The organism is Clavibacter rahimiani, assembly GCF_052654495.1.
The window spans coordinates 2,274,104-2,293,274 of sequence record NZ_CP199790.1 but is presented as its reverse complement, the minus strand read 5'-3'; the positions used below and the strand labels follow the sequence as shown (position 1 = coordinate 2,293,274).

Below are 19,171 nucleotides of genomic sequence, written 5' to 3'. Positions count from 1 at the left end.
GGACGTGCATCCGGCGTGCACGCGCGACCGCGGCGGCTCAGTCCTCGCGCACGACCTCGTCGGGGGACTTGTCGTGCCGCCAGCCCCGCCACGAGGCCTGGCGGAGTCGGCCCGTCGCGGTCCACTCGGCGAACTCGACCTCGCCGACGAGGCGCGGGGTGATCCAGCGCGCATCGCGGGCGTCGGCGGCCGGGACGTCGGCGAAGGGGCTCGTCTTCCGCTCCAGCGGCCGGAAGCGGCGGAGGGCGTCGGCCAGGTCGCGCTCGGTGAAGCCCGTGCCGACGCGGCCCGCGTACGCGAGGCCGTCGGGCCCGGGGACGCCGACGAGCAGCGAGCCGACGCCGGAGGAGCGGCTGCCGGATCCGGGGCGCCAGCCGCCGACGACCACCTCCTGCGCCCGGTGGTGCTTGACCTTCACCCACGCGCTCGACCGCCGCCCGGACTCGTAGGGCGCGTCCACGCGCTTCGCGACGACGCCCTCGAGGCCGAGCTCGCGGCTGGTGGCGAGGGCGTCGTCGAGGTCGCCGTCGAACGCGGGCGGGACCTGGATCCGGCCGCGGTCCGGCGCGCGCACGGCGTCGAGGAGGGCGGCGCGGCGCTCCCGGTACGGCGCGTCCACGAGGACGCGGTCGCCGATCGCGAGCGCGTCGAAGAGCATGAGGTGCACGGGCGCGGCCTTCCGGGCCCGGGCGACGTCCCTCTCCCCGGTGAGGCCGAGGCGCGTCTGCAGGAGCCCGAAGTCGGGGCGGCCGTCGGGGCCCAGCACGACGATCTCGCCGTCGAGCACGGCGGCGTCCACGTCGAGCTGGTCGGGCAGCTCGGCGAGCTCGGGGAAGGCGGCCGTGAGGTCGACGCCGTTGCGGCTCGTGATGGTCGCGCGGCCGTCCGCGACGACGGCGATCGCGCGGTAGCCGTCCCACTTCATCTCGACGGCCCACTCCTCGTCGGGGTCGAGGCCGGCCCCGGTCGCGGCGGTCGCGAGCATGGGCGCGGGGGCGGACGCCGCGCCGCCCCGCCGCCGGGCGCCGACGCGCGTCCGCCCGGCCGCCTTCTCGAGCTTCGCAGCGCGCGCCGGCGCGACGTGGCGCTTCGCGGGCGCGTCCGCGGGCTCCATCAGGTGGATCAGCCAGTTCGCGTCGGCCTTGCCGTGCCCGCCCGTGTGGATGAGCGCGTAGCGGCGCGGCCCGTCGATCCCGGTGCCCTCGCCCCGCCCGTGCAGCGTCGCGATGACCTCCTTCCCGTCGCGCCACTTCTCCAGCTCGTAGGTGCCCGCGTCCCAGATGGCGACATCGCCGCCGCCGTACTCGCCCGCGGGGATCGTGCCCTCGAAGGAGCCGTACTCGACGGGGTGGTCCTCGGTCTGCACGGCGAGGTGGTTGGTGCCGTGCTCGGTGGGCACGCCCTTGGGGAGGGCCCAGCTCACGAGCACGCCGTCGTGCTCCAGCCGGAAGTCCCAGTGCAGCGCGCGGGCGTGGTGCTCCTGGATCACGAAGGACCGGCCCTCGGACGGCGCGGGCGGCTCCGCGGGGACGGGCTCGCTCGTCCTCGCGGCGTCGCGCTTGGAGCGGTAGGTGGCGAGGCGGTCGGTCCCGGGATCGGCGGCGTCGCCCTGCCCGTCCTTCCGCTCGAAGCCCGCGAGGCGCTCGCGGGTCGGCTCGAGGCTCTCGCGGTGGCCCTCCTCGACGGGCGCGAGCGGGTCCTCGCGCGTGCGCATGCGGTCGAGGACCTCGTGCATCTCCAGGTGCCGGAGCGCGGGCGAGGCGAGCTCGCGCCAGGTGCGCGGCACCGCGACCGTCGGCCGCGAGCGCCCGCGGAGCGAGTACGGGGCGACCGTCGTCTTGTTCGGGTTGTTCTGGCTCCAGTCGACGAGCACCTTGCCCTGCCGGAGGGCCTTCTTCATGTCGCTCACCACGAGGTCGGGGTGGTCGGCCTCCAGCGCGCGGGCGAGCTCGTGCGCGACCTCGGAGATCGCGGCGGCGTCGTGGCTGCCGTCGAGGGCGGCGTAGAGGTGGACGCCCTTGGATCCGCTCGTCACCGGGTAGGGCTCGAGGCCCATGTCGCGGAGGATCGCGCGGGCCGCCTTCGCGACCTCCACGCACTCGGGGAGGCCGGCGCCCGGGCCCGGGTCGAGGTCGAGCACGAGCCGGTCGGGCCGGCGGACGTCGCCCGTGCGGCCGAAGCGCCACTGGGGCACGTGCAGCTCGAGCGCGGCGATCTGGCCGAGCCAGGTGAGGGTCGCGACGTCGTTCGCGAGCGGGTAGTCGTTGGCGTGGTCGCGGTGCTGGATCGCGCGGCGCAGCACCCACTCGGGCGTGTGCGCGTCGAGGTCCTTCTGGAAGAACATCTTCCCCGGGTGCTCGTCGGTGCCGACGCCGTCGACCCAGCGCTTGCGGGTGACGGGCCGGTCGCGGAGGTGCGGGATCATGTGCGGCGCGATGGCGGCGTAGTACGCGATGACGTCGCCCTTGGTGGTGCCCGTCTCCGGGTAGAGCACCTTGTCGAGGTTCGACAGCGTGATCCGCCGGCCCTCGACCTCCACCTGCTGCTTCGCACCCGCCATCGGTCCAGCATGGCCCGGGCCGGTGTTCACTGGACCCATGAGAGCCATCTGGAAGGGCGCCGTCACCTTCGGCCTCGTCAACGTGCCCGTGAAGGTCTACAGCGCCACGCAGGACCACGACGTGCCGCTGCACCAGGTCCACGACGCCGACGGCGGCCGGATCCGCTACCAGCGCCGCTGCGAGATCTGCGGGAAGATCGTCGACTACGCGCACATCGACAAGGCCTTCGACGACGGCGACCGCACGGTCGTGATCACGGAGGAGGACCTCTCCTCCCTCCCGGAGGAGAAGAGCCGCGAGATCGACGTGGTCGAGTTCGTGCCGAGCGACCAGATCGACCCCGTGATGCTCGACCGCAGCTACTTCCTGGAGCCGGACTCCTCGAGCCCCAAGTCGTACGCGCTCCTCCGCCGCACGCTGCAGGAGACCGACCGCACGGCGATCGTGCACGTGACCCTCCGTCAGCGGACCCGGCTCGCGGCGCTGCGGGTGCGCGGCGACGTGCTCATGCTGCAGACGCTCCTCTGGGACGACGAGGTGCGCGAGGCCGACTTCCCGTCGCTCGACGCCGCGCCCAAGGTGTCGCCGCGGGAGCTGAAGATGTCGGCGCAGCTCGTCGAGGGGTTCGCGGAGGACTTCGACCCGTCGAAGTTCAGCGACGAGTATCAGGAGCAGCTGAAGACGCTCATCGACGCGAAGCTCGCCCAGGGCGACTCGCTCGACACGGATGCCACCTTCGGGGAGTCCGACGACGACGAGGACTCCGGCGGCGAGGTGCTCGACCTCATGGACGCGCTGAAGCGCAGCATCGAGCGGAGCCGGGGCGGGGGAGGCGCGAAGCGGAAGGCGCCCGCGCGGAAGCCGGCGGCGAAGGGGAAGGCGGCGGCGGACGACGCGGAGGACGCGGACGAGGCGCCCGCGGAGGCGGCGGCGGAGAAGCCGGCCAAGGCGGCGGCGAAGAAGCCGGCGGCGAAGACCAAGGCGAAGTCGACGTCGAAGGGGACGTCGGCGGCCTCGAAGTCGACGGGATCCGCGACCGCGAAGGCGAGCACGACGCGGAAGTCGAGCGCCACGAAGGAGTCGAGCGCCGCGACGAAGAAGGCGAGCGGGGCGGGGAAGTCGAGCACCGCGAAGGAGCCCGCCGCCGAGCGGAGGAGCGCGTAGGCCTCAGCCCGCGGCCGGCATCCCGTCGGTCATGACGCGCCAGAGGTGCAGGGTCGCGTAGGAGCGCCACGGCGACCAGGCGGCCCCGCGCGCGTCGAGGGCGCGCGCCTCGTCGGGGAGCCCGAGGGCGGCGGCCCCGCGGCGGACGATGAGGTCGCCGGAGAGCAGCACGTCGGAGGATCCGAGGGCGCGCATCGCGACGTAGTCGGCCGTCCACGGCCCGACGCCGTGGAAGGCGACGAGCGCGGCCCGGAGCTCCGCGCGCGGCATGCCGTGCTCGACGACCAGCTCGCCGGTCGCGAGGGCCTCGGCGAGGCGGATCAGCGTCGCCGTCCGCCGGGCGGGTCCGCGCAGCAGCTCGGCGCCGTCCTGCGCGATCCGGGCGGCCGAGGGCGGGAGGCGCGTGACGGATCCGTGCGCCACGGACGCGGGCAGGTCCTCGCCGAGGTCCGCCGTCATGCGGCCGTGCGTCGCGCGCGCGGAGGCGACCGAGATCTGCTGGCCGACGACCGTGCGGAAGAGGGTGGAGCGCGGATCCAGCGTGCCGGGGATGCGGAGCCCGGGCGTCGCGCGCACGGCCGCGGCGAGCGCGGGGTCGCGGGCGAGGTCAGCGTCGATGCGCGCGGCGTCGACGTCGAGGCCGAGGAGGCGGCGGGTGCCGGCGAGGAGCTCGGCGGCGTCGTCCGCGTGCTCGACGCGGGTGGTCACCTCGACGCGGGTGGACGCGTCCGGCGCCTCCCCGGCCTCCGGGGTCTCCGGGGCGAGCAGCCGCACCGTCACCGTCCCCGCGCCGTGCGCGAGCCGCGCCGACTGCGTGAAGGACGTCGCGTCGCCCTCCTCGGCCCCCGTCACCGCGTGCCAGGACAGGAAGCGGATCACGCCGCCGCCGTCGAAGGGCGCGGGCACGTCGAGCACGGTGCGGGCGACGTGCGCGCCGGCGGACGCGGCGACGTCGGGGGAGTCCATGCGCCCAGACTGCCCGACGCGCCCGACCCCCGCCCCCGCGGGCGCGCGACCTAGGGTGGACTGCATGATCGACGACGACGTGGTCCGCACCTCCCCGACGCCCGCCTCCGCCGACGCCGTCCGCGCGGAGCTGGTCGCGGCCCTCGGCGACCTCGTCGCCACCGACCCCGCGTCCCTCGAGGACGCGCGCTCCGACCGGTCCGGCTACCGCAGCCCCGCGGACCCGATCGCCGTCGTGCGCGCGACCGAGGTGGCGCACGTCGTCGCGACCCTCCGCATCGCGAGCGCGACCGGCACCCCGGTCGTCACGCGCGGCGCGGGCACGGGCCTCGCGGGCGGCGCGACGGCGACCGCGGGCGAGATCGTGCTGTCGGTGCGCGGCATGGACCGGATCCTCGAGGTCAGCGAGGACGACGAGCTCGCGGTCGTGGAGCCCGGCGTCCTGAACGACGACCTCAACGCGGCGCTCGCGCCCCGCGGGCTCTGGTACTCGCCGGATCCCGCGAGCAAGGCCATCTCCACCATCGGCGGCAACATCGCCACCAACGCGGGCGGCCTCCTCTGCGCCAAGTACGGCGTGACCCGCGAGGCCGTCCTCGCCCTCACGGTCGTGCTCGCCGACGGCCGCGTGGTCAACACCGGCCACCGCACCGTGAAGGGCGTCACCGGCTACGACCTGACCGCGCTGATGATCGGCTCGGAGGGCACGCTCGGGGTCATCGTCCGCGCCACCGTGCGCCTGCGGCCGCTGCCGACCGCCACGCCGTCCACCGTCGCGGCGTCCTTCCCCGACGCGACGGCGGCCGCGGCGGCGGCGTCCGCGATCACGGCCGCGCGCATCCGGCCCGCCGCCATGGAGCTGCTCGACGCGGGCGCGCTCGCGGCCATCGACGCGCACCTCGGCACCGACCACTCCGCCCGTGGATCCGCGCACCTCCTCATCCGCTCCGACGGGCCGGACGCCGCCGCCGAGGCCGCGCGCGTGGTCGCGGTCGTCGTCGCGGGCGGCGGCACGGCCGAGGTCACCGACGACGCCGACGAGGGGGAGCGCCTCCTCGCGATCCGCCGCGCGTTCCACCCGGCGCTCGCCGCCCGGGGACGCGTGCTCATCGAGGACGTCGCCGTGCCGCGCTCGCGCCTCGCCGAGATGCTCACGCGGATCCGGGAGATCGAGCGCGAGACGGGCCTCGCCATCCCGACCGTCGCGCACGCGGGCGACGGCAACCTGCACCCGAACTTCTGCATCCCGGAGGACCCGACCACGCCCGACGGCGACGCGACCGGCATCCCCGACGCGGTCTGGCACGCGGCCGACCTCCTCTTCCGCGCGGCCGTCGACCTCGGCGGCACGCTGACGGGCGAGCACGGCGTGGGCCTGCTCAAGCGGCGCTGGCTGGCCGACGAGCTGGGCGAGGACGTGATGGGGCTGGCCGCGGGGATCCGCCGCGTGTTCGATCCCGCCGGGATCCTCAACCCCGGCAAGGCGGCGTGACGGACCGCCGCCGCATCCGCGTGTCCGCGCGCGACGCGACCCCGGACGGCCGCCGATCCCGCCAGTAGGCTGGCGACGCCGATCCGCCGAAGAGAGGGCCGTCGTGACCGACCCGTCCATCCCCGTGACCGTCCACCGTCCCTCGCCGGCGTCGCCGCCGCCGGCCATGGAGCTGCCGACCCCGCACCCGCCGTCGCGCATCACCGCGTCGGCCGTGCTCGGCGTCGCGGGCGTCGCCGTCCTGCTGCTCGTCGGCCTCGTCGTCGCCGCGTACCTCGTGCTCAGCCTCGGGATCGAGGCCGTCGCGATCTGCGCCGTCCTCGCCCTCATCCCGCTCGGCTTCGTGCTCCTCGCCATCCGCTGGGTCGACCGCTGGGAGCCCGAGCCGCGGCTCGCGCTCCTGTTCGCGCTCCTCTGGGGCGCGGCCGCGTCCGTGGCCATCGCCCTCCTGTTCGACCTCGTCGTGCAGTACGCGCGCCTGGCCGTGGGCGTGCCCACCCGGTACACCGAGTTCCTCCAGCTCGCCGTCCAGGCACCCGTGGTGGAGGAGTCGGCGAAGGCCATCGGCCTGCTCCTCATCTTCTGGGTCGCCCGCCGCCACTTCGACGGGCCCGTCGACGGCATCGTCTACGGCGCGACCATCGCGGCCGGCTTCGCCTTCACGGAGAACATCGTCTACTTCGGCGGCCCGCTCGTCTCGGGCACGGAGGGCGCGCTCGTCACCACGTTCGTGCTCCGCGGCCTCTTCTCGCCGTTCGCGCACGTGACCTTCACGATGATCACCGGCATCGCCATCGGCTACGGCGCCCGACGCGGACCGGGCGCGGCCCTGGGCTTCGGCGCGATCGGCCTCGTCGGCGCGATCGTGCTGCACGCGCTCTGGAACACCGGGGTCACCATCACCGGCGACTTCCTCACCTTCTACGTGCTGCTGCAGGTGCCGATCTTCGCGTTCCTCGTGACGGTCGTGATCCTCCTGCGCCGGTACGAGATCCACCTCACGCGCCGCCGCCTCCGCGAGTACGCGGCCGTCGGCTGGTTCACGCCCGCCGAGGTCGAGATGCTGAGCACGTGGCAGGGACGGCGCCGCGCCCGGCTCTGGGCGCGGACGCGCGGCGGCGACGCGGGACGGGCCATGGTCCTGTTCACGCGCGACGCCACGCGCCTGGCGTTCGCGCGGCAGCGGATGCTGTCCGAGCGGCCCGCCGCCTCCGGCCGCTCCGAGGCCGGGCACCTCGACGACGAGCGCCGCCTGCTGCAGGCCGTCACCGACCACCGCGACGCGCTGCTGCGCGGAGGTCGGCGCTGATGCCGATGCGCTAGCCGGGCAGCGTCCGGGCCGCCCCGGCGCCCCCGGCGCGCCCGTCGCTGTCGGCGGTCGCGAGTAGCGTCACAGGGACACCACGAGGAAGGCACCACCATGAGCGATGCGAACCAGGACACCACCGGCGGCGACGACAGGGAGATGCTCGGATCCTCCACGCCCACGCCGCCGCAGAGCGCCGAGAAGGACCCGAGCACGTGGGTCACGGGCGACGAGCCGATGACGGGCGCGCAGCGCAGCTACCTCGACTCCCTCGCCACCCAGGCCGGCGAGGAGATCCCCGCCGACCTCAACAAGGCCGAGGCGAGCGAGCAGATCGACCGCCTGCAGGAGAAGAAGGACACGGCGTCGCCGCAGTCCGACGACGCGAGCTGATCCGCCGCATGCAGCGGACGGGCGGGTGCCGCGACGGCGCCCGCCCGTCGTCGCGTGACGCGGGGGTGCACGCAGGGAGGAAGGCCGCATGACCACGCTCGTCGGGTACGCCCGCGTCGCGCGCGCGGAGGAGTCGTACCAGGACCAGGTCGACGCCCTCGACGCCGCGGGCTGCGAGCGGATCTTCGTCGACGTCGCCGGCGGACCGAAGGCCGCGCGCCCGGGTCTCCAGGACGCCCTCGACTACCTCCGCGAGAACGACGAGCTCCTCGTCGTGAGCCTCGACCGGCTGGGCCCCGGGACGGCCGACGTGGTGCGGATCCTCAACGACCTGGAGGCGCGCGGCGTCGCGTTCCGCGCCGTCCGCGACGGGCTGGAGGCCGGCACCGAGGCCGGCCGCGGGCTCTTCGCCGTCACGCTCGCGCTCGCCACGGTCGAGGCGACGACCGAGGCGGAGCGGCGCCGCCGCCGCTCCGCGGAGCCGAGCGCCCGGGAGGCCGCCGCCGCGTCCGCCGCACCTGCGCCGCCCGCGCTGCCGTCGCTCCCCAAGGGCATCACCCGCCGGAAGCTGCAGATCGCCGTCGAGGAGCGCTCGAAGGGCCGCGACACGGCCGAGATCGCGCGCGTGCTCGACGTGAGCGAGCGCACGGTCACACGCGCGCTGGCCTGGGCGGAGTCGGGCCGCACGGGCGGCCTGCTGCGCTGACCCGCGTCCGCCCGCTCGTGCTCGTGCTCGTCCCCGTCGCCGTCCCCGGCCGTCCCCCTTCGTCCCCCCGGAGGAGCGCGTCGGGACCCGCGGCCGAGGTGGCGGTCCGGCGCGTTTCCTAACCTGGGGACATGGCACCCTCCCGCCCCGCGCCCGCTCGTCGTCCCGCGGCGCGCTCGCGCGCGGCGATCCGGCGGCGGCGATCCGCGCTGCTGGCGGCCGTCGTGGCGACCGCCGTCGTCGGCGCCGGGGTCGCCACGGGGATCCTCCCGTCGCCCGTCGGCGGCGCGTCCGCGGATCCCGCGTCCTGCACCGTCGACGCGCTCACGGCCGGCTGGTCCACGGGCACGCTGCACCTCTCCGCCGCGGAGGTCGACGGCGGGGCGGGCGAGGCCGTGCTCGACGTGCGCGCCGACGAGCCGGCGGCGACGGCCAGCACCATGAAGGTCCTCACGGCCGCGGCCGCGGTCGAGGCGCTCGGCCCCGACCGGCGGATCTCCACCCGGGTCGTGCAGGGCGCGCGCGCCGACACGGTGGTCCTCGTGGGCGGCGGCGACCCGACGCTCAGCCGCCTCCCGTCCGGCACCGACGGCGTCTACCCCGACGCGCCGCACCTCGACGACCTCGCGCGCCAGGTGCGCGAGGCCCGGCGCCTCGACCTCGACCTCGCCGACGTCCCGATCCGCCGCCTCCAGGTGGACAGCAGCCTGTTCACGGGCCCGGCGTGGCTGCCCGAGTGGCCGATCGCGGCGCGGCGCGGCGGATCCATGTCGAACATCACGGCGCTCATGGTCGACGGCGACCGCGACGATCCGGCCGTCGCGTACTCCCGCCGCGGCGAGGCGGCCGTCGCGCGCGCCGCCGAGGCCTTCGCGCCCCTGCTCGGCGACGACGTCGCGACCGACGGGCCGCTCGTCACCGCCGCGCCCGGATCCGCCGTGCTCGGCGCCGTCGAGTCCGCCCCGGTCCGCGAGCTGGTCGGCCACATGCTCACGCACTCCGACGACACGCTCGCGGAGACCCTCGCGCGCCTCGTCGCCATCGAGACGGGCGCCGGCAGCGCGGCCGCCGACATCCAGCGCGGCACGCCCGCGGCGCTCGCCTCGCTCGACCTGCCGGTGGACGGGATCCGGCTGGTCGACGGCTCGGGCCTCTCCGACGCGAACCGCGTGCCCGCGGAGCTCCTCACCCGGCTCATGGTCCGCGTGGCCGAGCACGCGGGCGACCTCGAGGTCGTCGACGCCGGGCTCGCGGTCGCCGGGCGCACGGGCACGCTCGCGGAGGAGGGCCGCTTCGCGGGGGAGGCGGGCCAGGCGGCCGGCCGCATCCGCGGCAAGACGGGCACGCTCGAGCGGATGCACGGCCTCACCGGCATCGTGGACGCCTCCGACGGCACCGGGGTCGCCTTCACCATCTGGGCCGAGGACGTCGATCCGGCCATCCCCGCGACCGCCGCCCGCGCCGAGATCGACGCGCTGGCGACCGAGCTGCACCGCTGCGGCGGCGCGCTCGGCGGCTGACGCCGGTCGCTAGGCGCCCGAGCGCTCCACGAGCCGGTGGTCGTGCGCGTACACGACGAGCTGCACGCGGTCCCGCAGCGCGAGCTTCGCGAGGATGCTGCTCACGTGCGTCTTCACGGTCGACTCGCTCACGAACTCGAGCGACGCGACCTCCGCGTTCGAGAGGCCGCGCGCGACGTGCCCGAAGACGTCCTTCTCGCGGGCGCTCAGCGACCGGAACGCGGGCGGCGCCGGGGGAGCGGGCGCGACGGTCGCATCCGAGGTGAACAGCTGGGTCAGCTCGTCGGGCGCGAGGACGGCGCTGCCGGCGTGCACGGCGCGGATCGCCGCGGCCAGGAACGCGGGCGTCGCGTCCTTGAGGAGGAAGCCGCTCGCGCCGCCGCGGATCGCCGTGGCGGACGCCCGGTCGAGCGCGAACGTCGTCAGCACGACCACGCGCGGCGGGTCCGCGCGGCTCCCGTCGAACAGGGCCCGCACGGTCTCGAGGCCGTCCATCACGGGCATGCGCATGTCGAGCAGCACGACGTCCGGCCGGGTCGCGTCGATCACGGCGAGCCCCTCGCGTCCGTCGCCGGCCTCGCCGACCACCTCGAGGTCGGGCTGGGCGTCGAGCGCGACGCGCACGCCGCCGCGGAACAGCTCCTGGTCGTCGACGAGCACGATGCGGATCACGGGCGGCCTCCCGGCACGGTGAGGGGGCGCGCACCCGGGATCGGGATGCGCGCGCGGGCGGTGAACAGGTCGTCGACGGCCTCGGCCTCGAGGTCGCCGCCGACCGCGGCCAGCCGGGTGCGCATCCCCTCGACGCCGGTGCCGACGCGCGGCGGTGCGGCGTCGAGGGGCGCGGCGGCGCCGTCGTCCTCGCGCGCGGCGACGGGGTTCTCGACCTCGAGCACGACGTCGGTCGCGCGCCAGGTCTCCCAGAAGCGGATCCGGCCGCCGGGCGCGCCGTGGCGCATGGCGTTGGTGGTCATCTCCTGGGCGACGCGGCGGATCACGACCTGGCGGGCGGGGTCGACGGCGCGTCGCGTGCCGCGCACCTCGTGCCCGAGGTCGACGCCCGCGGCCCGCAGCTGCGCGACGACCGCGTCGAGGTCCTCGGGCCCGTCGTCGGCCTCGGCCGGGCTCGTGCCGCTCAGCACCTCGCGCACCTCGGCGAGCGAGCGACGCGCGGTGTCGGCGATGGTGGCGGAGACCCCGCGGATCCGCTCCTCGTCGTCGAGGAACTGCACCGAGTCGGCCTGCGCGATGATCACCGCGAGCGAGTGGCCCACGATGTCGTGCACGTCGCGCGCCATGCTGGCCCGCAGCGTCTCGGCCTGCGCGAGGTCGACGGCCTTCACGGCCGTGTCCTCGGCCTGGACCCGCAGCTGCGACTCGGCGGTGCGGGAGCGCGCCACGCGGACGACGAGCCCGGACAGCCACGCGATGAGGAGGATGAGCACGGGCGCGGCCGCGAAGATCACGCCGCTCGGGCCGCTCGCCTGCGTGAGCACGGAGAACCGGGCCCCGGTCTGCAGGAGGTAGGCCGTGGCGGCGGCACCGCCGAGGAGCGCGGACGCGGCGCCGAGCGCGGCGGTGGGACGCGATCCCCGCCGGGCCGTGGAGTACAGCACGAGCAGGAGGGCGAGATCCGCGAAGCCGGGCCGCTCGCCCACCGCCCACTGCGTCAGCGCCATCGCCCAGGCCAGCACGAGGGCCACGCCGGGGAAGGCCGAGCGCACGACCACGGCGACCAGCGCCAGCAGCGCGACCAGGGCGCCCGCCTCCTGCACCTCGACGGGCGGCGTCAGGGCGAGGCCCACGACGATCAGGCCGACGAGCGCGTCCACCGCGACCTCGAGACCGCGGTGGCGGGACGGCCGGGCGCGCGTCGCGCGCGCGGCGGCGGCGGTCCCGGTGTCCATCGGCCACAGCCTAGGTGCGCGGCCTCACGCGGGTCGCCCCCCGCGGGTACCGGTCGCCGGTACCCGCGGGGGAGCCCGCGCCTACTTCCTCTTCGTCAGCGCGGAGCCCTTGTGCGCCGCGGTCTTGCCCGACTTGTCGCTCTCCACGATGTACGCGGGCTCGTCCTCCGACGCGCGGAAGTGCTGCCCGTCGTGCTGGAAGTCCTTCGTCCTCTCCTCGACGACCTTCCCGTGCGTCTCGCCCTGGGACGTGTTCCAGGTGACGTGGTCGCCCTTCGTGAAGCTCGCCATCAGATCGTCGCCACCGATCCGGAGTCGACGCGGTAGTTGGATCCGTTCACGAACGACGCGAGGTCGGAGCAGAGGAACGCGACGACGTTCGCGACCTCGGTCGGCTCGCCGCGGCGCTTCAGCTCCATGTAGGGGCGCTCCTCGTCGAGGAACGAGTCGATCGCCTCCTGCTTCGAGGTGCCGAGCTGCTCGGCGCGCTTGTCCATCATCGCGTCGGTCATGGGCGTGTGGATGAAGGCGGGCGACACGGCGTTCACGAGCAGCCCCTCCTTCGCGTAGCTGCGCGACAGGCCCTTCGACAGCGCGAGCACCCCGGCCTTGGCGGCGCAGTAGGGGAGCTCGTCGTCGTACGGCTGCACGGCGTCCTCGGAGGCGAGGAACACGATCCGGCCCCAGCCGCCCGTCCGGAGCGACGGCAGGAACGCCTTCACGAGCCGCACGGGGCCGAGGAGGTCGACCTCGATGGTGTCCGTCCAGCCCGCGTCGTCGATCTCGTGGAAGAGCCCCTGCGCGCCGGTGATCCCGGACGACTGCACGAGGATGTCGATGTCGCCGACGGCCTCCTGCACGCGTCGGTGCAGCTCGTCGAGCGCGGCGACGCTCGTGACGTCGGCCGCGAACGCGTGCAGCCGTCCCTCCGGCGCGTCGAGCCGCGCGGCCGCCTCGTCGAGCAGCCCCTGCTCCTTGTCGCTGATGACGACGGTCGCGCCCTCCGCGAGGAGGATGCGGGCCGTCTCCCACCCGATGCCCGAGTCGGCGCCCGTGACGAGCGCGGTCTTCCCTGTGATCCCGAGATCCATCCCGGTCTCCTTCCTGTGCCCGCGAGGGGCGGTAGAGGCGTGCGCGTGGTCGTGCCCTCGGACACGACGAGGGCCGCACCTGGTGGTGCGGCCCTCGGGTGGTGCGGTGTCGCTACTCGGCGGCGGAGCCGACGCGGCGGTTCTCCGCGGAGACCATCCACGCGTACTGCTCGAGCGCGGTGATGAAGCCGTGGAGGAGGTCCGCGGTGGTCGGGTCCTCCTCGTCGACGTCGTCGTGGACCTCGCGCATGGTGTGCACGGCGGCCTCGAGGCGCTGGGTCACGAGGTCGACGGTCTCGGCCGTGTCCACCTCGCCCTGCGGGTACTCGGGGAGCGTCGTGTTCTCGGCGACGGTGTCGCTGCGGCCGTCGGGCGTCGCGTGCAGGGCGCGCATGCGCTCGGCCAGGTCGTCGCTGAACTCGCGCGCCGACTCGATGATCTCGTCGAGCTGCAGGTGCAGGTCGCGGAAGTTCTTGCCGACGACGTTCCAGTGGGCCTGCTTGCCCTGGATGTGCAGCTCGATCAGGTCGACGAGCACCTTCTGCATGTTCTGGTGCAGCTCGTCGGAGGCCTTGAAGCCGCGCTCGGCGTTCTGGCGCTTGGTGGGCTTGGAGCCCTCGGGCTGCGTGGCCTTCTCGGAGGTGCTGGTGGGGCGTTCGACGGTCGTGGTCATGTGCGACTCCTCGGTTCTTCGTTCTCGTGGGGTCGGGGGTCTCCCGATCCGTGCGGCGCGGCATCCGGTGGGATGGGCCCGCGTGGGCCGGGCGCGCGTTCGCGCGACGTCCGGCCTGACTCCGACGGTACGCCCGCCTCATCCACGTCGCACGAACGGTGAGTGCGCTCACAGTCCGCGTCCAGGGACGGCGGTCGCGTCGTCGCTCCCCGGACGAGGGGCGGCTCCGGTGCTTGGCTGGATCCATGAGCGTCCTCACCTCCGACATCCGCGTCCTGCGCGACGCCCGCGCGATCCTCGTCGAGAGCCTCTGGTGGGATCCCGCCGGCGACGTGATGTGGAACGACATCACCGCGGGCACCCTCCACCGGAGCCCGTGGACGGGCGCCGCCGACGGATCCGACGACACCGTGCTCGAGCTGCCGCCGCCGCTCGCGTCCTTCCAGCCGGCCGACGACGGCGGGTTCGTCGCGGCGCTCGGCGACCGGATCGTGCTCGTCGACGCTGCCGGGCGGATCACGCGGGAGCTGGCGCGGGTCGCGCACACGCACGACGGCATGCGCCTCAACGAGGGCAAGTGCGATCCCGCGGGCCGCTTCGTCGTCGGCTCGATGGACCTGACCGAGGGCGACCCCGACGCGGCCGTCTACGCGGTCGACGGCGCGGGGAGGCTGCGCACGCTCGTCGGCGGCTTCGGCACGACCAACGGCTTCGAGTGGACCGACGGCGGCCGCACCATTATCCTCACCGACACCGCGACCACCACGGTCTTCCGGGCGCCCTACTCGGAGGACGGCGAGCTGGGCGAGCTGGAGCCCTGGATCCACGGCGAGATGAGCGACGGCCTGACCCTCGACGCGGACGGCTACGCGTGGAACGGGATCTACGGTGCCGGCAAGGTGATCCGCTGGGCGCCCGACGGCTCGAAGGACCTCGAGATCGAGGTGCCGGCCCCGAACGTCACCTCCGTCGCCTTCGCCGGCCCGGACCTCCGCACCCTCGTCATCGGCACCGCCCGGGAGAACATGACGGAGGAGCAGCTCGCGGAGCACCCGCTCTCGGGCGGCGTCTTCGCGATCGACACCGCCGTCGCCGGGCGACCGGTGGCGGTCTTTCGCACCGCGGTCGGCGGCGGCGCACGCGCGTAGCGTCGGAGGCGCCGTCCGACCGGGCGGCACCACTCTCACGAGGAGGAACGCACATGACCGGAGAGAGCATCCAGGGCCGCACGGTGGCCTTCCTGCTGACGGACGGCTTCGAGCAGGTCGAGCTGACGGAGCCGTGGAAGGCCGTCCAGGAGGCCGGCGGCACCCCCGTGCTCGTGTCCCCGAAGGCGGACACCGTGCAGGGGCTCGACCACATCGACAAGGCCGACACGTTCGACGTGGACGTCCAGGTGAAGGACGCGAACGCTGCCGACTACGACGCCCTCGTGCTGCCGGGCGGCGTCGTGAACGCCGACGACATCCGCGTGGACGCCGACGCGGTCGCCTTCGCGAAGGCCTTCTTCACGGCGGGCAAGCCCGTCGCGGCCATCTGCCACGCGCCGTGGCTCCTCATCGAGGCCGGCGTGGTCGACGGCCGCCGCATGACCTCGTACCCGACCCTCGCCACCGACCTCCGCAACGCGGGCGCCGAGTGGGTCGACGAGGAGGTCGTGGTCGACAGCGGCTTCATCACGAGCCGCAACCCCGGCGACCTGCCCGCGTTCAACGCGAAGCTGATCGAGGAGATCGCCGAGGGCGAGCACGACGAGCAGCACGCCTGACCCGTCGTCCGCCACGCGCACCTAGGGTGAGGGCGTGACCACGCCCTCACCCGACGCGCGCTTCCGCCAGACCGTGCGCGCCCCGCGCGCCATCCGCGTCGCCGGGCTCGTGATCGCGGCGGTCGGTCTCGTGGCGCTGGTCGCGACCGGGGGCAGCGCGCTCGGCGCGGTCGTCGCCGTGCTGCTCGTCGCGGCCGGTGCCGTGGTCGGCTCGCTGCGGATCCGCATCACGCTCGACCCGGACGAGGTCGAGGTGGCGCTCGTCCCGTTCCGGCGCATCCGGATCCCGTACTCGGCGATCGCGGACTGCGTGGTCGTCGACCACCTCCGCCCGCGGACCGTCGGCGGGATCGGCGTCCGCGCGCTCCCCGGCGGGGGCGCCGCGCTCCTGCTGGACGCCGGGCCGGCGATCCGCATCGAGTCGGCCGACGGCACCCATCACCTCGTCCGCAGCACGTTCCCGCGCGAGGCGGCCACGCGGATCCGCGACCGCGCCGCCGCCCGGGCCGTGGTCGACGGCCCGGGCGACCGCCCGGCGCCCACCGCCTAGGCTCGTCGCGTGACCACCGCACCCCCCGCCGCACGCCGCCCCCGCACCTCCCGCCCCGTCGTCGTGGCGCTCGCGGTCGTCGTGCTGGTGGTCGGCTTCGTCCTCGACCAGATCAGCAAGACCTGGGCCGTGGACGCGCTCGGCGACGGCGCGACCATCCCGCTCATCCCGACCGTGCGCTTCGCGCTCGTCTACAACCCGGGCGTCTCCTTCGGCATGGGCGCCGAGGTCGGGCCGCTCCTCACCGTCGGGATCATGGCGCTCGCGCTCGGCCTCGCGATCTGGGTCGGCTGGCAGATCCGCCACCGCGCGTCGCTGCTCCAGGTGCTCCTGCTCTCCGCCGTGCTCGCGGGCGCGCTCGGCAACCTCTTCGACCGCATCACGCGCGCGGAGGACGGGCCGCTCTCCGGGCACGTCGTCGACTTCATCGCCGTCGAGTGGTTCGCCGTCTTCAACGTGGCCGACATCCTCACGGTGTGCGGCATGATCGCGTGGGCCCTCACCACGGTGTTCGGGCGCGACCACGTCGCGGACGCGCGGGCCGACGCCGAGCGGGACGCCGACGCCGAGCGGGACGCGGACGCCGCCGCCGGCTCCGCCCCCGCCGACCGCGCCTGACGCCCCGGCGTAGCGTGAGGGGATGACCACGATCCCCACCCTGGAACTGTCCGACGGGAACCGCATCCCCGCCATCGGCCTCGGCACGTACGGGCTGAACGAGGACGCGGGCGCCGAGCTCGTGTCCGGCGCGATCGGCGCCGGCTACCGCCTGCTCGACACGGCCCTCAACTACGGCAACGAGGCCGCGGTGGGCGAGGGGATGCGCCGCTCCGGCGTCCCCCGCGAGGAGCTCTTCCTCACCACCAAGCTGCCCGGCCGCCACCACGGCTACGACGAGACGCTCGCCTCCTTCGAGGAGTCGCGCGCGTCGCTCGGGGTCGAGTTCGTGGACCTCTACCTCATCCACTGGCCGAACCCGAGCGTCGACAAGTACGTCGACAGCTGGCGCGCGCTCATCGAGCTGAAGGAGCGCGGCCTCGTCCGGTCCATCGGCGTCTCGAACTTCACGCCCGCGCACCTGCAGCGCCTCGAGGACGAGACGGGCGCGCTGCCGGTCGTCAACCAGGTCGAGCTGCACCCGTCGTTCACGCAGGCCGAGCTCCGCGCCGAGCACGCGCGGCTCGGGATCGTCACCGAGAGCTGGTCGCCGTTCGGCACCCGCGAGCAGCTGATGCAGGACCCGCACGTGGTGGCGGCCGCCGAGGCGCACGGCGTGACGCCGGCTCAGGCCGTGCTGCGGTGGCACATCCAGTCGGGTGCGCTGCCCATCCCGCGCTCGACGGATCCCGAGCGCCAGCGCCGGAACCTCGACGTGTTCGGCTTCGAGCTCAGCGAGGAGGAGCTGCGCGCGATCGGCTCCGGCCCGCAGTCGCGCCTCTGGGACGGCGACCCGGACACGCACGAGGAGATGTAGCGGCGCCTCCCTGTCGTCGTCGGCCGTCGTGTCCCTCGTGGGGTGCGGCGGCCGCGTCGCGTGCGGGCGGCGCCGCGGGTCAGGCCCCGAGGAGCGTCGGGATCCCGAGCAGCAGCGCGCCGCCGACCAGGCACGCGGCCGCGACGAGCACGAGCACGCTGACCCAGAGGATCCCCGGCAGGTGCGTGAGCCGCCCGAGCTGGTCGGCGTCGGAGGCACCGCCCCCGCGCCGGGACCGCGAGCGCTGCAGCTCCAGCGTCGCCCGCAGCGCGCCGAGGAGCAGGAACAGCGCGAGCGCGTGCGCCGCCACGCCCTGCACGATCACGGGCGCGATCCCGGCCACCACGCCGACGACGACGCCCGCCACGAGGCACGACCAGAGGCCGAACCAGTTGCGCACCTGGATCACCACGAGCGCCAGCAGCAGCAGCCAGAGCCACAGCACCGCGGCCGACCGCCCGGATCCCGCGAGCCACGCGGCCCCGAGGCCCGCCAGCGCCGGCGCCGGGTAGCCCGCGAGCAGCGTCACCACCATGCCGGGGCCGCGCGGCCGGCCGACGCTGACGGTGAGGCCGGAGGTGTCGGAGTGCAGCCGGATCCCCGCGAGCCGCCGCCCGCTCAGCGTCGCCGCGAGCCCGTGCCCGCCCTCGTGCACGATCGTCACGGCGTGCCGCGCGAGCCGCCACGCGGCCGGCACGAGCACGAGCGCCGCGGCGAGCGCCACGGCGACGAGCGCGGGTCCCGCCGCGAGCGGCGCCTGGACGGCGGTGGCACGCGCCACGACGTCGCGCAGTATCTCGACGGGGTCCATCGGGTGCTCCTCGGGGGGGGGGGCGGATGCGGCGGGCGGGGAGCGCCAAGCCCACCACACCCGCCTGACGGACGGCCGTCGCCGCCCCACCGACTACCGTTGTCGGGTGCCCGACACCCCCGTCTCCGACCTCGTCCGCTCCCTGCTGCTCACCGTCCCGGACTTCCCGCAGCCCGGGATCCTGTTCCGCGACCTGACGCCGGTCCTCGCCGACGGCCCCGCGCTCCGCGCCGTGGTCGACGACCTCGTGGCCGCCGGGGGACCCGTCGACGCGGTCGCGGGCGTCGAGGCGCGCGGGTTCCTCCTCGCCGCGGCCGCCGCCTACGCGTCCGGCGTCGGCACCCTGGCCGTCCGGAAGGCCGGGAAGCTGCCCGGCGAGGTGCTGCGCGAGTCCTACGACCTGGAGTACGGCGAGGCGGCCATCGAGCTGCACCCCGGACAGCTGCCCGCCGGATCCCGCGTGCTGCTCCTCGACGACGTCCTCGCCACCGGCGGCACCCTCGAGGCCGCCGCCCGGCTCCTGGAGCGCGCCGGCTACGAGGTCGCGGGCATCGGCGTGGTGCTCGAGCTCGAGGGCCTCGGCGGCCGGGAGCGGCTCGCGGGCCGCGACGTGCACGCCATCATCGCGCTCTGACGCGCCCCGCCGCGACGCCGCGCCCGCCGCGACGGAGGGCCGGACGCACGCCGGCACGGGGTCATCCGCGAGGACGGGGCGATCGCGACGGGGCGTCACGGAACCGGCACCTCCGACGGACCCGACGCCCAGGGGCGAGCCCGGATGATGGACGG

Annotated in this window: 20 protein-coding genes; 12 read left to right on the top strand and 8 right to left on the bottom strand. The window is 75.1% G+C overall.

Annotated features, from left to right (window positions below; genetic code table 11):
- Positions 1 to 37: 37 nt before the first annotated feature.
- Positions 38 to 2,560: an ATP-dependent DNA ligase gene (locus ACT7CP_RS10880; RefSeq protein ID WP_445442222.1), complete on the bottom strand. Its 2,523-nt coding sequence runs from the start codon at positions 2,558 to 2,560 to the stop codon at positions 38 to 40.
- 37 nt (positions 2,561 to 2,597) lie between these two features.
- Between ACT7CP_RS10880 and ku the strand changes: the two genes are divergently transcribed.
- Positions 2,598 to 3,725 carry a non-homologous end joining protein Ku gene (gene ku, locus ACT7CP_RS10875; RefSeq protein WP_445442221.1) on the top strand — a complete coding sequence of 376 codons (1,128 nt, stop codon included), beginning with the start codon at positions 2,598 to 2,600 and terminating at the stop codon, positions 3,723 to 3,725.
- A gap of 3 nt (positions 3,726 to 3,728) precedes the next feature.
- Here the strand turns inward: ku and ACT7CP_RS10870 are convergent, their stop codons facing one another.
- Positions 3,729 to 4,691: a DNA-3-methyladenine glycosylase family protein gene (locus tag ACT7CP_RS10870; RefSeq protein WP_445442220.1), complete on the bottom strand. Its 963-nt coding sequence runs from the start codon at positions 4,689 to 4,691 to the stop codon at positions 3,729 to 3,731.
- A gap of 64 nt (positions 4,692 to 4,755) precedes the next feature.
- Here ACT7CP_RS10870 and ACT7CP_RS10865 point away from each other — a divergent pair, with 64 nt between their 5' ends.
- From ACT7CP_RS10865 to ACT7CP_RS10845, 5 genes are all read left to right on the top strand, one after another.
- Positions 4,756 to 6,183, top strand: a complete 1,428-nt coding sequence (locus tag ACT7CP_RS10865) for an FAD-binding oxidoreductase (RefSeq protein ID WP_445442219.1) — start codon at positions 4,756 to 4,758, stop codon at positions 6,181 to 6,183.
- 103 nt (positions 6,184 to 6,286) lie between these two features.
- A complete protein-coding gene (locus ACT7CP_RS10860; RefSeq protein WP_413963447.1) occupies positions 6,287 to 7,492 on the top strand; it encodes a PrsW family intramembrane metalloprotease in 1,206 nt (401 codons plus the stop codon).
- A gap of 111 nt (positions 7,493 to 7,603) precedes the next feature.
- Positions 7,604 to 7,882 carry a DUF3072 domain-containing protein gene (locus tag ACT7CP_RS10855; protein ID WP_413963446.1) on the top strand — a complete coding sequence of 93 codons (279 nt, stop codon included), beginning with the start codon at positions 7,604 to 7,606 and terminating at the stop codon, positions 7,880 to 7,882.
- 88 nt (positions 7,883 to 7,970) lie between these two features.
- Positions 7,971 to 8,588, top strand: coding sequence for a recombinase family protein (locus ACT7CP_RS10850; RefSeq protein WP_445442218.1), 618 nt, complete (start codon positions 7,971 to 7,973; stop codon positions 8,586 to 8,588).
- A 131-nt stretch (positions 8,589 to 8,719) separates the two neighbouring features.
- Positions 8,720 to 10,108, top strand: coding sequence for a D-alanyl-D-alanine carboxypeptidase/D-alanyl-D-alanine-endopeptidase (locus ACT7CP_RS10845; RefSeq protein WP_445442217.1), 1,389 nt, complete (start codon positions 8,720 to 8,722; stop codon positions 10,106 to 10,108).
- Positions 10,109 to 10,117: 9 nt separating this feature from the next.
- Here the strand turns inward: ACT7CP_RS10845 and ACT7CP_RS10840 are convergent, their stop codons facing one another.
- The 5 genes from ACT7CP_RS10840 to ACT7CP_RS10820 all read right to left on the bottom strand — a co-directional run bounded on the left by ACT7CP_RS10840 (position 10,118) and on the right by ACT7CP_RS10820 (position 13,779).
- Positions 10,118 to 10,780, bottom strand: a complete 663-nt coding sequence (locus ACT7CP_RS10840; protein WP_413963443.1) for a response regulator — start codon at positions 10,778 to 10,780, stop codon at positions 10,118 to 10,120.
- Positions 10,777 to 12,015 (bottom strand): sensor histidine kinase, encoded by a 1,239-nt coding sequence (locus ACT7CP_RS10835; RefSeq protein ID WP_445442216.1) that lies wholly within the window; start codon positions 12,013 to 12,015, stop codon positions 10,777 to 10,779. The genes ACT7CP_RS10840 and ACT7CP_RS10835 overlap by 4 nt, the downstream gene beginning before the upstream one ends.
- Before the next feature lie 81 nt (positions 12,016 to 12,096).
- The gene (locus tag ACT7CP_RS10830) at positions 12,097 to 12,306 is read right to left on the bottom strand and encodes a hypervirulence associated TUDOR domain-containing protein (protein ID WP_445442215.1); all 210 of its coding nucleotides are present in this window, start codon (positions 12,304 to 12,306) and stop codon (positions 12,097 to 12,099) included.
- Complete coding sequence (locus ACT7CP_RS10825; RefSeq protein ID WP_445442214.1) at positions 12,306 to 13,106, bottom strand: SDR family NAD(P)-dependent oxidoreductase; 801 nt, start codon at positions 13,104 to 13,106, stop codon at positions 12,306 to 12,308. The genes ACT7CP_RS10830 and ACT7CP_RS10825 overlap by 1 nt, the downstream gene beginning before the upstream one ends.
- 112 nt (positions 13,107 to 13,218) lie before the next feature.
- Entirely contained in the window at positions 13,219 to 13,779 is a 561-nt protein-coding gene (locus tag ACT7CP_RS10820) for a Dps family protein (protein WP_445442213.1), read from the bottom strand.
- A 245-nt stretch (positions 13,780 to 14,024) separates the two neighbouring features.
- On the opposite strand from ACT7CP_RS10820, the gene ACT7CP_RS10815 reads away from it, so the two are divergent.
- The 5 genes from ACT7CP_RS10815 to ACT7CP_RS10795 are packed head-to-tail and all read left to right on the top strand — an operon-like array spanning position 14,025 to position 17,571.
- On the top strand, positions 14,025 to 14,927 hold the full coding sequence (locus ACT7CP_RS10815) for an SMP-30/gluconolactonase/LRE family protein (RefSeq protein WP_445442212.1): 903 nt from the start codon (positions 14,025 to 14,027) through the stop codon (positions 14,925 to 14,927).
- Positions 14,928 to 14,980: 53 nt separating this feature from the next.
- Positions 14,981 to 15,547, top strand: coding sequence for a type 1 glutamine amidotransferase domain-containing protein (locus tag ACT7CP_RS10810; protein WP_445442211.1), 567 nt, complete (start codon positions 14,981 to 14,983; stop codon positions 15,545 to 15,547).
- 34 nt (positions 15,548 to 15,581) lie between these two features.
- On the top strand, positions 15,582 to 16,097 hold the full coding sequence (locus ACT7CP_RS10805) for a hypothetical protein (RefSeq protein ID WP_445442210.1): 516 nt from the start codon (positions 15,582 to 15,584) through the stop codon (positions 16,095 to 16,097).
- Positions 16,098 to 16,106: 9 nt separating this feature from the next.
- The gene (locus ACT7CP_RS10800; protein WP_445442209.1) at positions 16,107 to 16,715 is read left to right on the top strand and encodes a signal peptidase II; all 609 of its coding nucleotides are present in this window, start codon (positions 16,107 to 16,109) and stop codon (positions 16,713 to 16,715) included.
- Positions 16,716 to 16,737: 22 nt separating this feature from the next.
- The gene (locus ACT7CP_RS10795) at positions 16,738 to 17,571 is read left to right on the top strand and encodes an aldo/keto reductase (RefSeq protein ID WP_445442208.1); all 834 of its coding nucleotides are present in this window, start codon (positions 16,738 to 16,740) and stop codon (positions 17,569 to 17,571) included.
- A gap of 79 nt (positions 17,572 to 17,650) precedes the next feature.
- Here ACT7CP_RS10795 and ACT7CP_RS10790 read toward each other — a convergent pair whose 3' ends face one another.
- Positions 17,651 to 18,382 carry a M50 family metallopeptidase gene (locus tag ACT7CP_RS10790; protein WP_445442207.1) on the bottom strand — a complete coding sequence of 244 codons (732 nt, stop codon included), beginning with the start codon at positions 18,380 to 18,382 and terminating at the stop codon, positions 17,651 to 17,653.
- 106 nt (positions 18,383 to 18,488) lie between these two features.
- Here ACT7CP_RS10790 and ACT7CP_RS10785 point away from each other — a divergent pair, with 106 nt between their 5' ends.
- The gene (locus ACT7CP_RS10785) at positions 18,489 to 19,016 is read left to right on the top strand and encodes an adenine phosphoribosyltransferase (RefSeq protein WP_413963432.1); all 528 of its coding nucleotides are present in this window, start codon (positions 18,489 to 18,491) and stop codon (positions 19,014 to 19,016) included.
- Positions 19,017 to 19,171 lie beyond the last annotated feature (155 nt).

Excerpts from the sequence above, each read along its gene's own strand:
- ACT7CP_RS10815 (WP_445442212.1), top strand. The coding sequence starts at position 14,025 with ATGAGCGTCCTCACCTCCGACATCCGCGTCCTGCGCGACGCCCGCGCG.
- ACT7CP_RS10870 (WP_445442220.1), bottom strand. The coding sequence starts at position 4,691 with ATGGACTCCCCCGACGTCGCCGCGTCCGCCGGCGCGCACGTCGCCCGC.
- ACT7CP_RS10845 (WP_445442217.1), top strand. The coding sequence starts at position 8,720 with ATGGCACCCTCCCGCCCCGCGCCCGCTCGTCGTCCCGCGGCGCGCTCG.
- ACT7CP_RS10850 (WP_445442218.1), top strand. The coding sequence starts at position 7,971 with ATGACCACGCTCGTCGGGTACGCCCGCGTCGCGCGCGCGGAGGAGTCG.
- ACT7CP_RS10795 (WP_445442208.1), top strand. The coding sequence starts at position 16,738 with ATGACCACGATCCCCACCCTGGAACTGTCCGACGGGAACCGCATCCCC.
- ACT7CP_RS10830 (WP_445442215.1), bottom strand. The coding sequence starts at position 12,306 with ATGGCGAGCTTCACGAAGGGCGACCACGTCACCTGGAACACGTCCCAG.
- ACT7CP_RS10855 (WP_413963446.1), top strand. The coding sequence starts at position 7,604 with ATGAGCGATGCGAACCAGGACACCACCGGCGGCGACGACAGGGAGATG.
- ACT7CP_RS10820 (WP_445442213.1), bottom strand. The coding sequence starts at position 13,779 with ATGACCACGACCGTCGAACGCCCCACCAGCACCTCCGAGAAGGCCACG.
- ACT7CP_RS10810 (WP_445442211.1), top strand. The coding sequence starts at position 14,981 with ATGACCGGAGAGAGCATCCAGGGCCGCACGGTGGCCTTCCTGCTGACG.
- ACT7CP_RS10865 (WP_445442219.1), top strand. The coding sequence starts at position 4,756 with ATGATCGACGACGACGTGGTCCGCACCTCCCCGACGCCCGCCTCCGCC.
- ACT7CP_RS10790 (WP_445442207.1), bottom strand. The coding sequence starts at position 18,382 with ATGGACCCCGTCGAGATACTGCGCGACGTCGTGGCGCGTGCCACCGCC.
- ku (WP_445442221.1), top strand. The coding sequence starts at position 2,598 with ATGAGAGCCATCTGGAAGGGCGCCGTCACCTTCGGCCTCGTCAACGTG.
- ACT7CP_RS10835 (WP_445442216.1), bottom strand. The coding sequence starts at position 12,015 with ATGGACACCGGGACCGCCGCCGCCGCGCGCGCGACGCGCGCCCGGCCG.
- ACT7CP_RS10825 (WP_445442214.1), bottom strand. The coding sequence starts at position 13,106 with ATGGATCTCGGGATCACAGGGAAGACCGCGCTCGTCACGGGCGCCGAC.
- ACT7CP_RS10880 (WP_445442222.1), bottom strand. The coding sequence starts at position 2,560 with ATGGCGGGTGCGAAGCAGCAGGTGGAGGTCGAGGGCCGGCGGATCACG.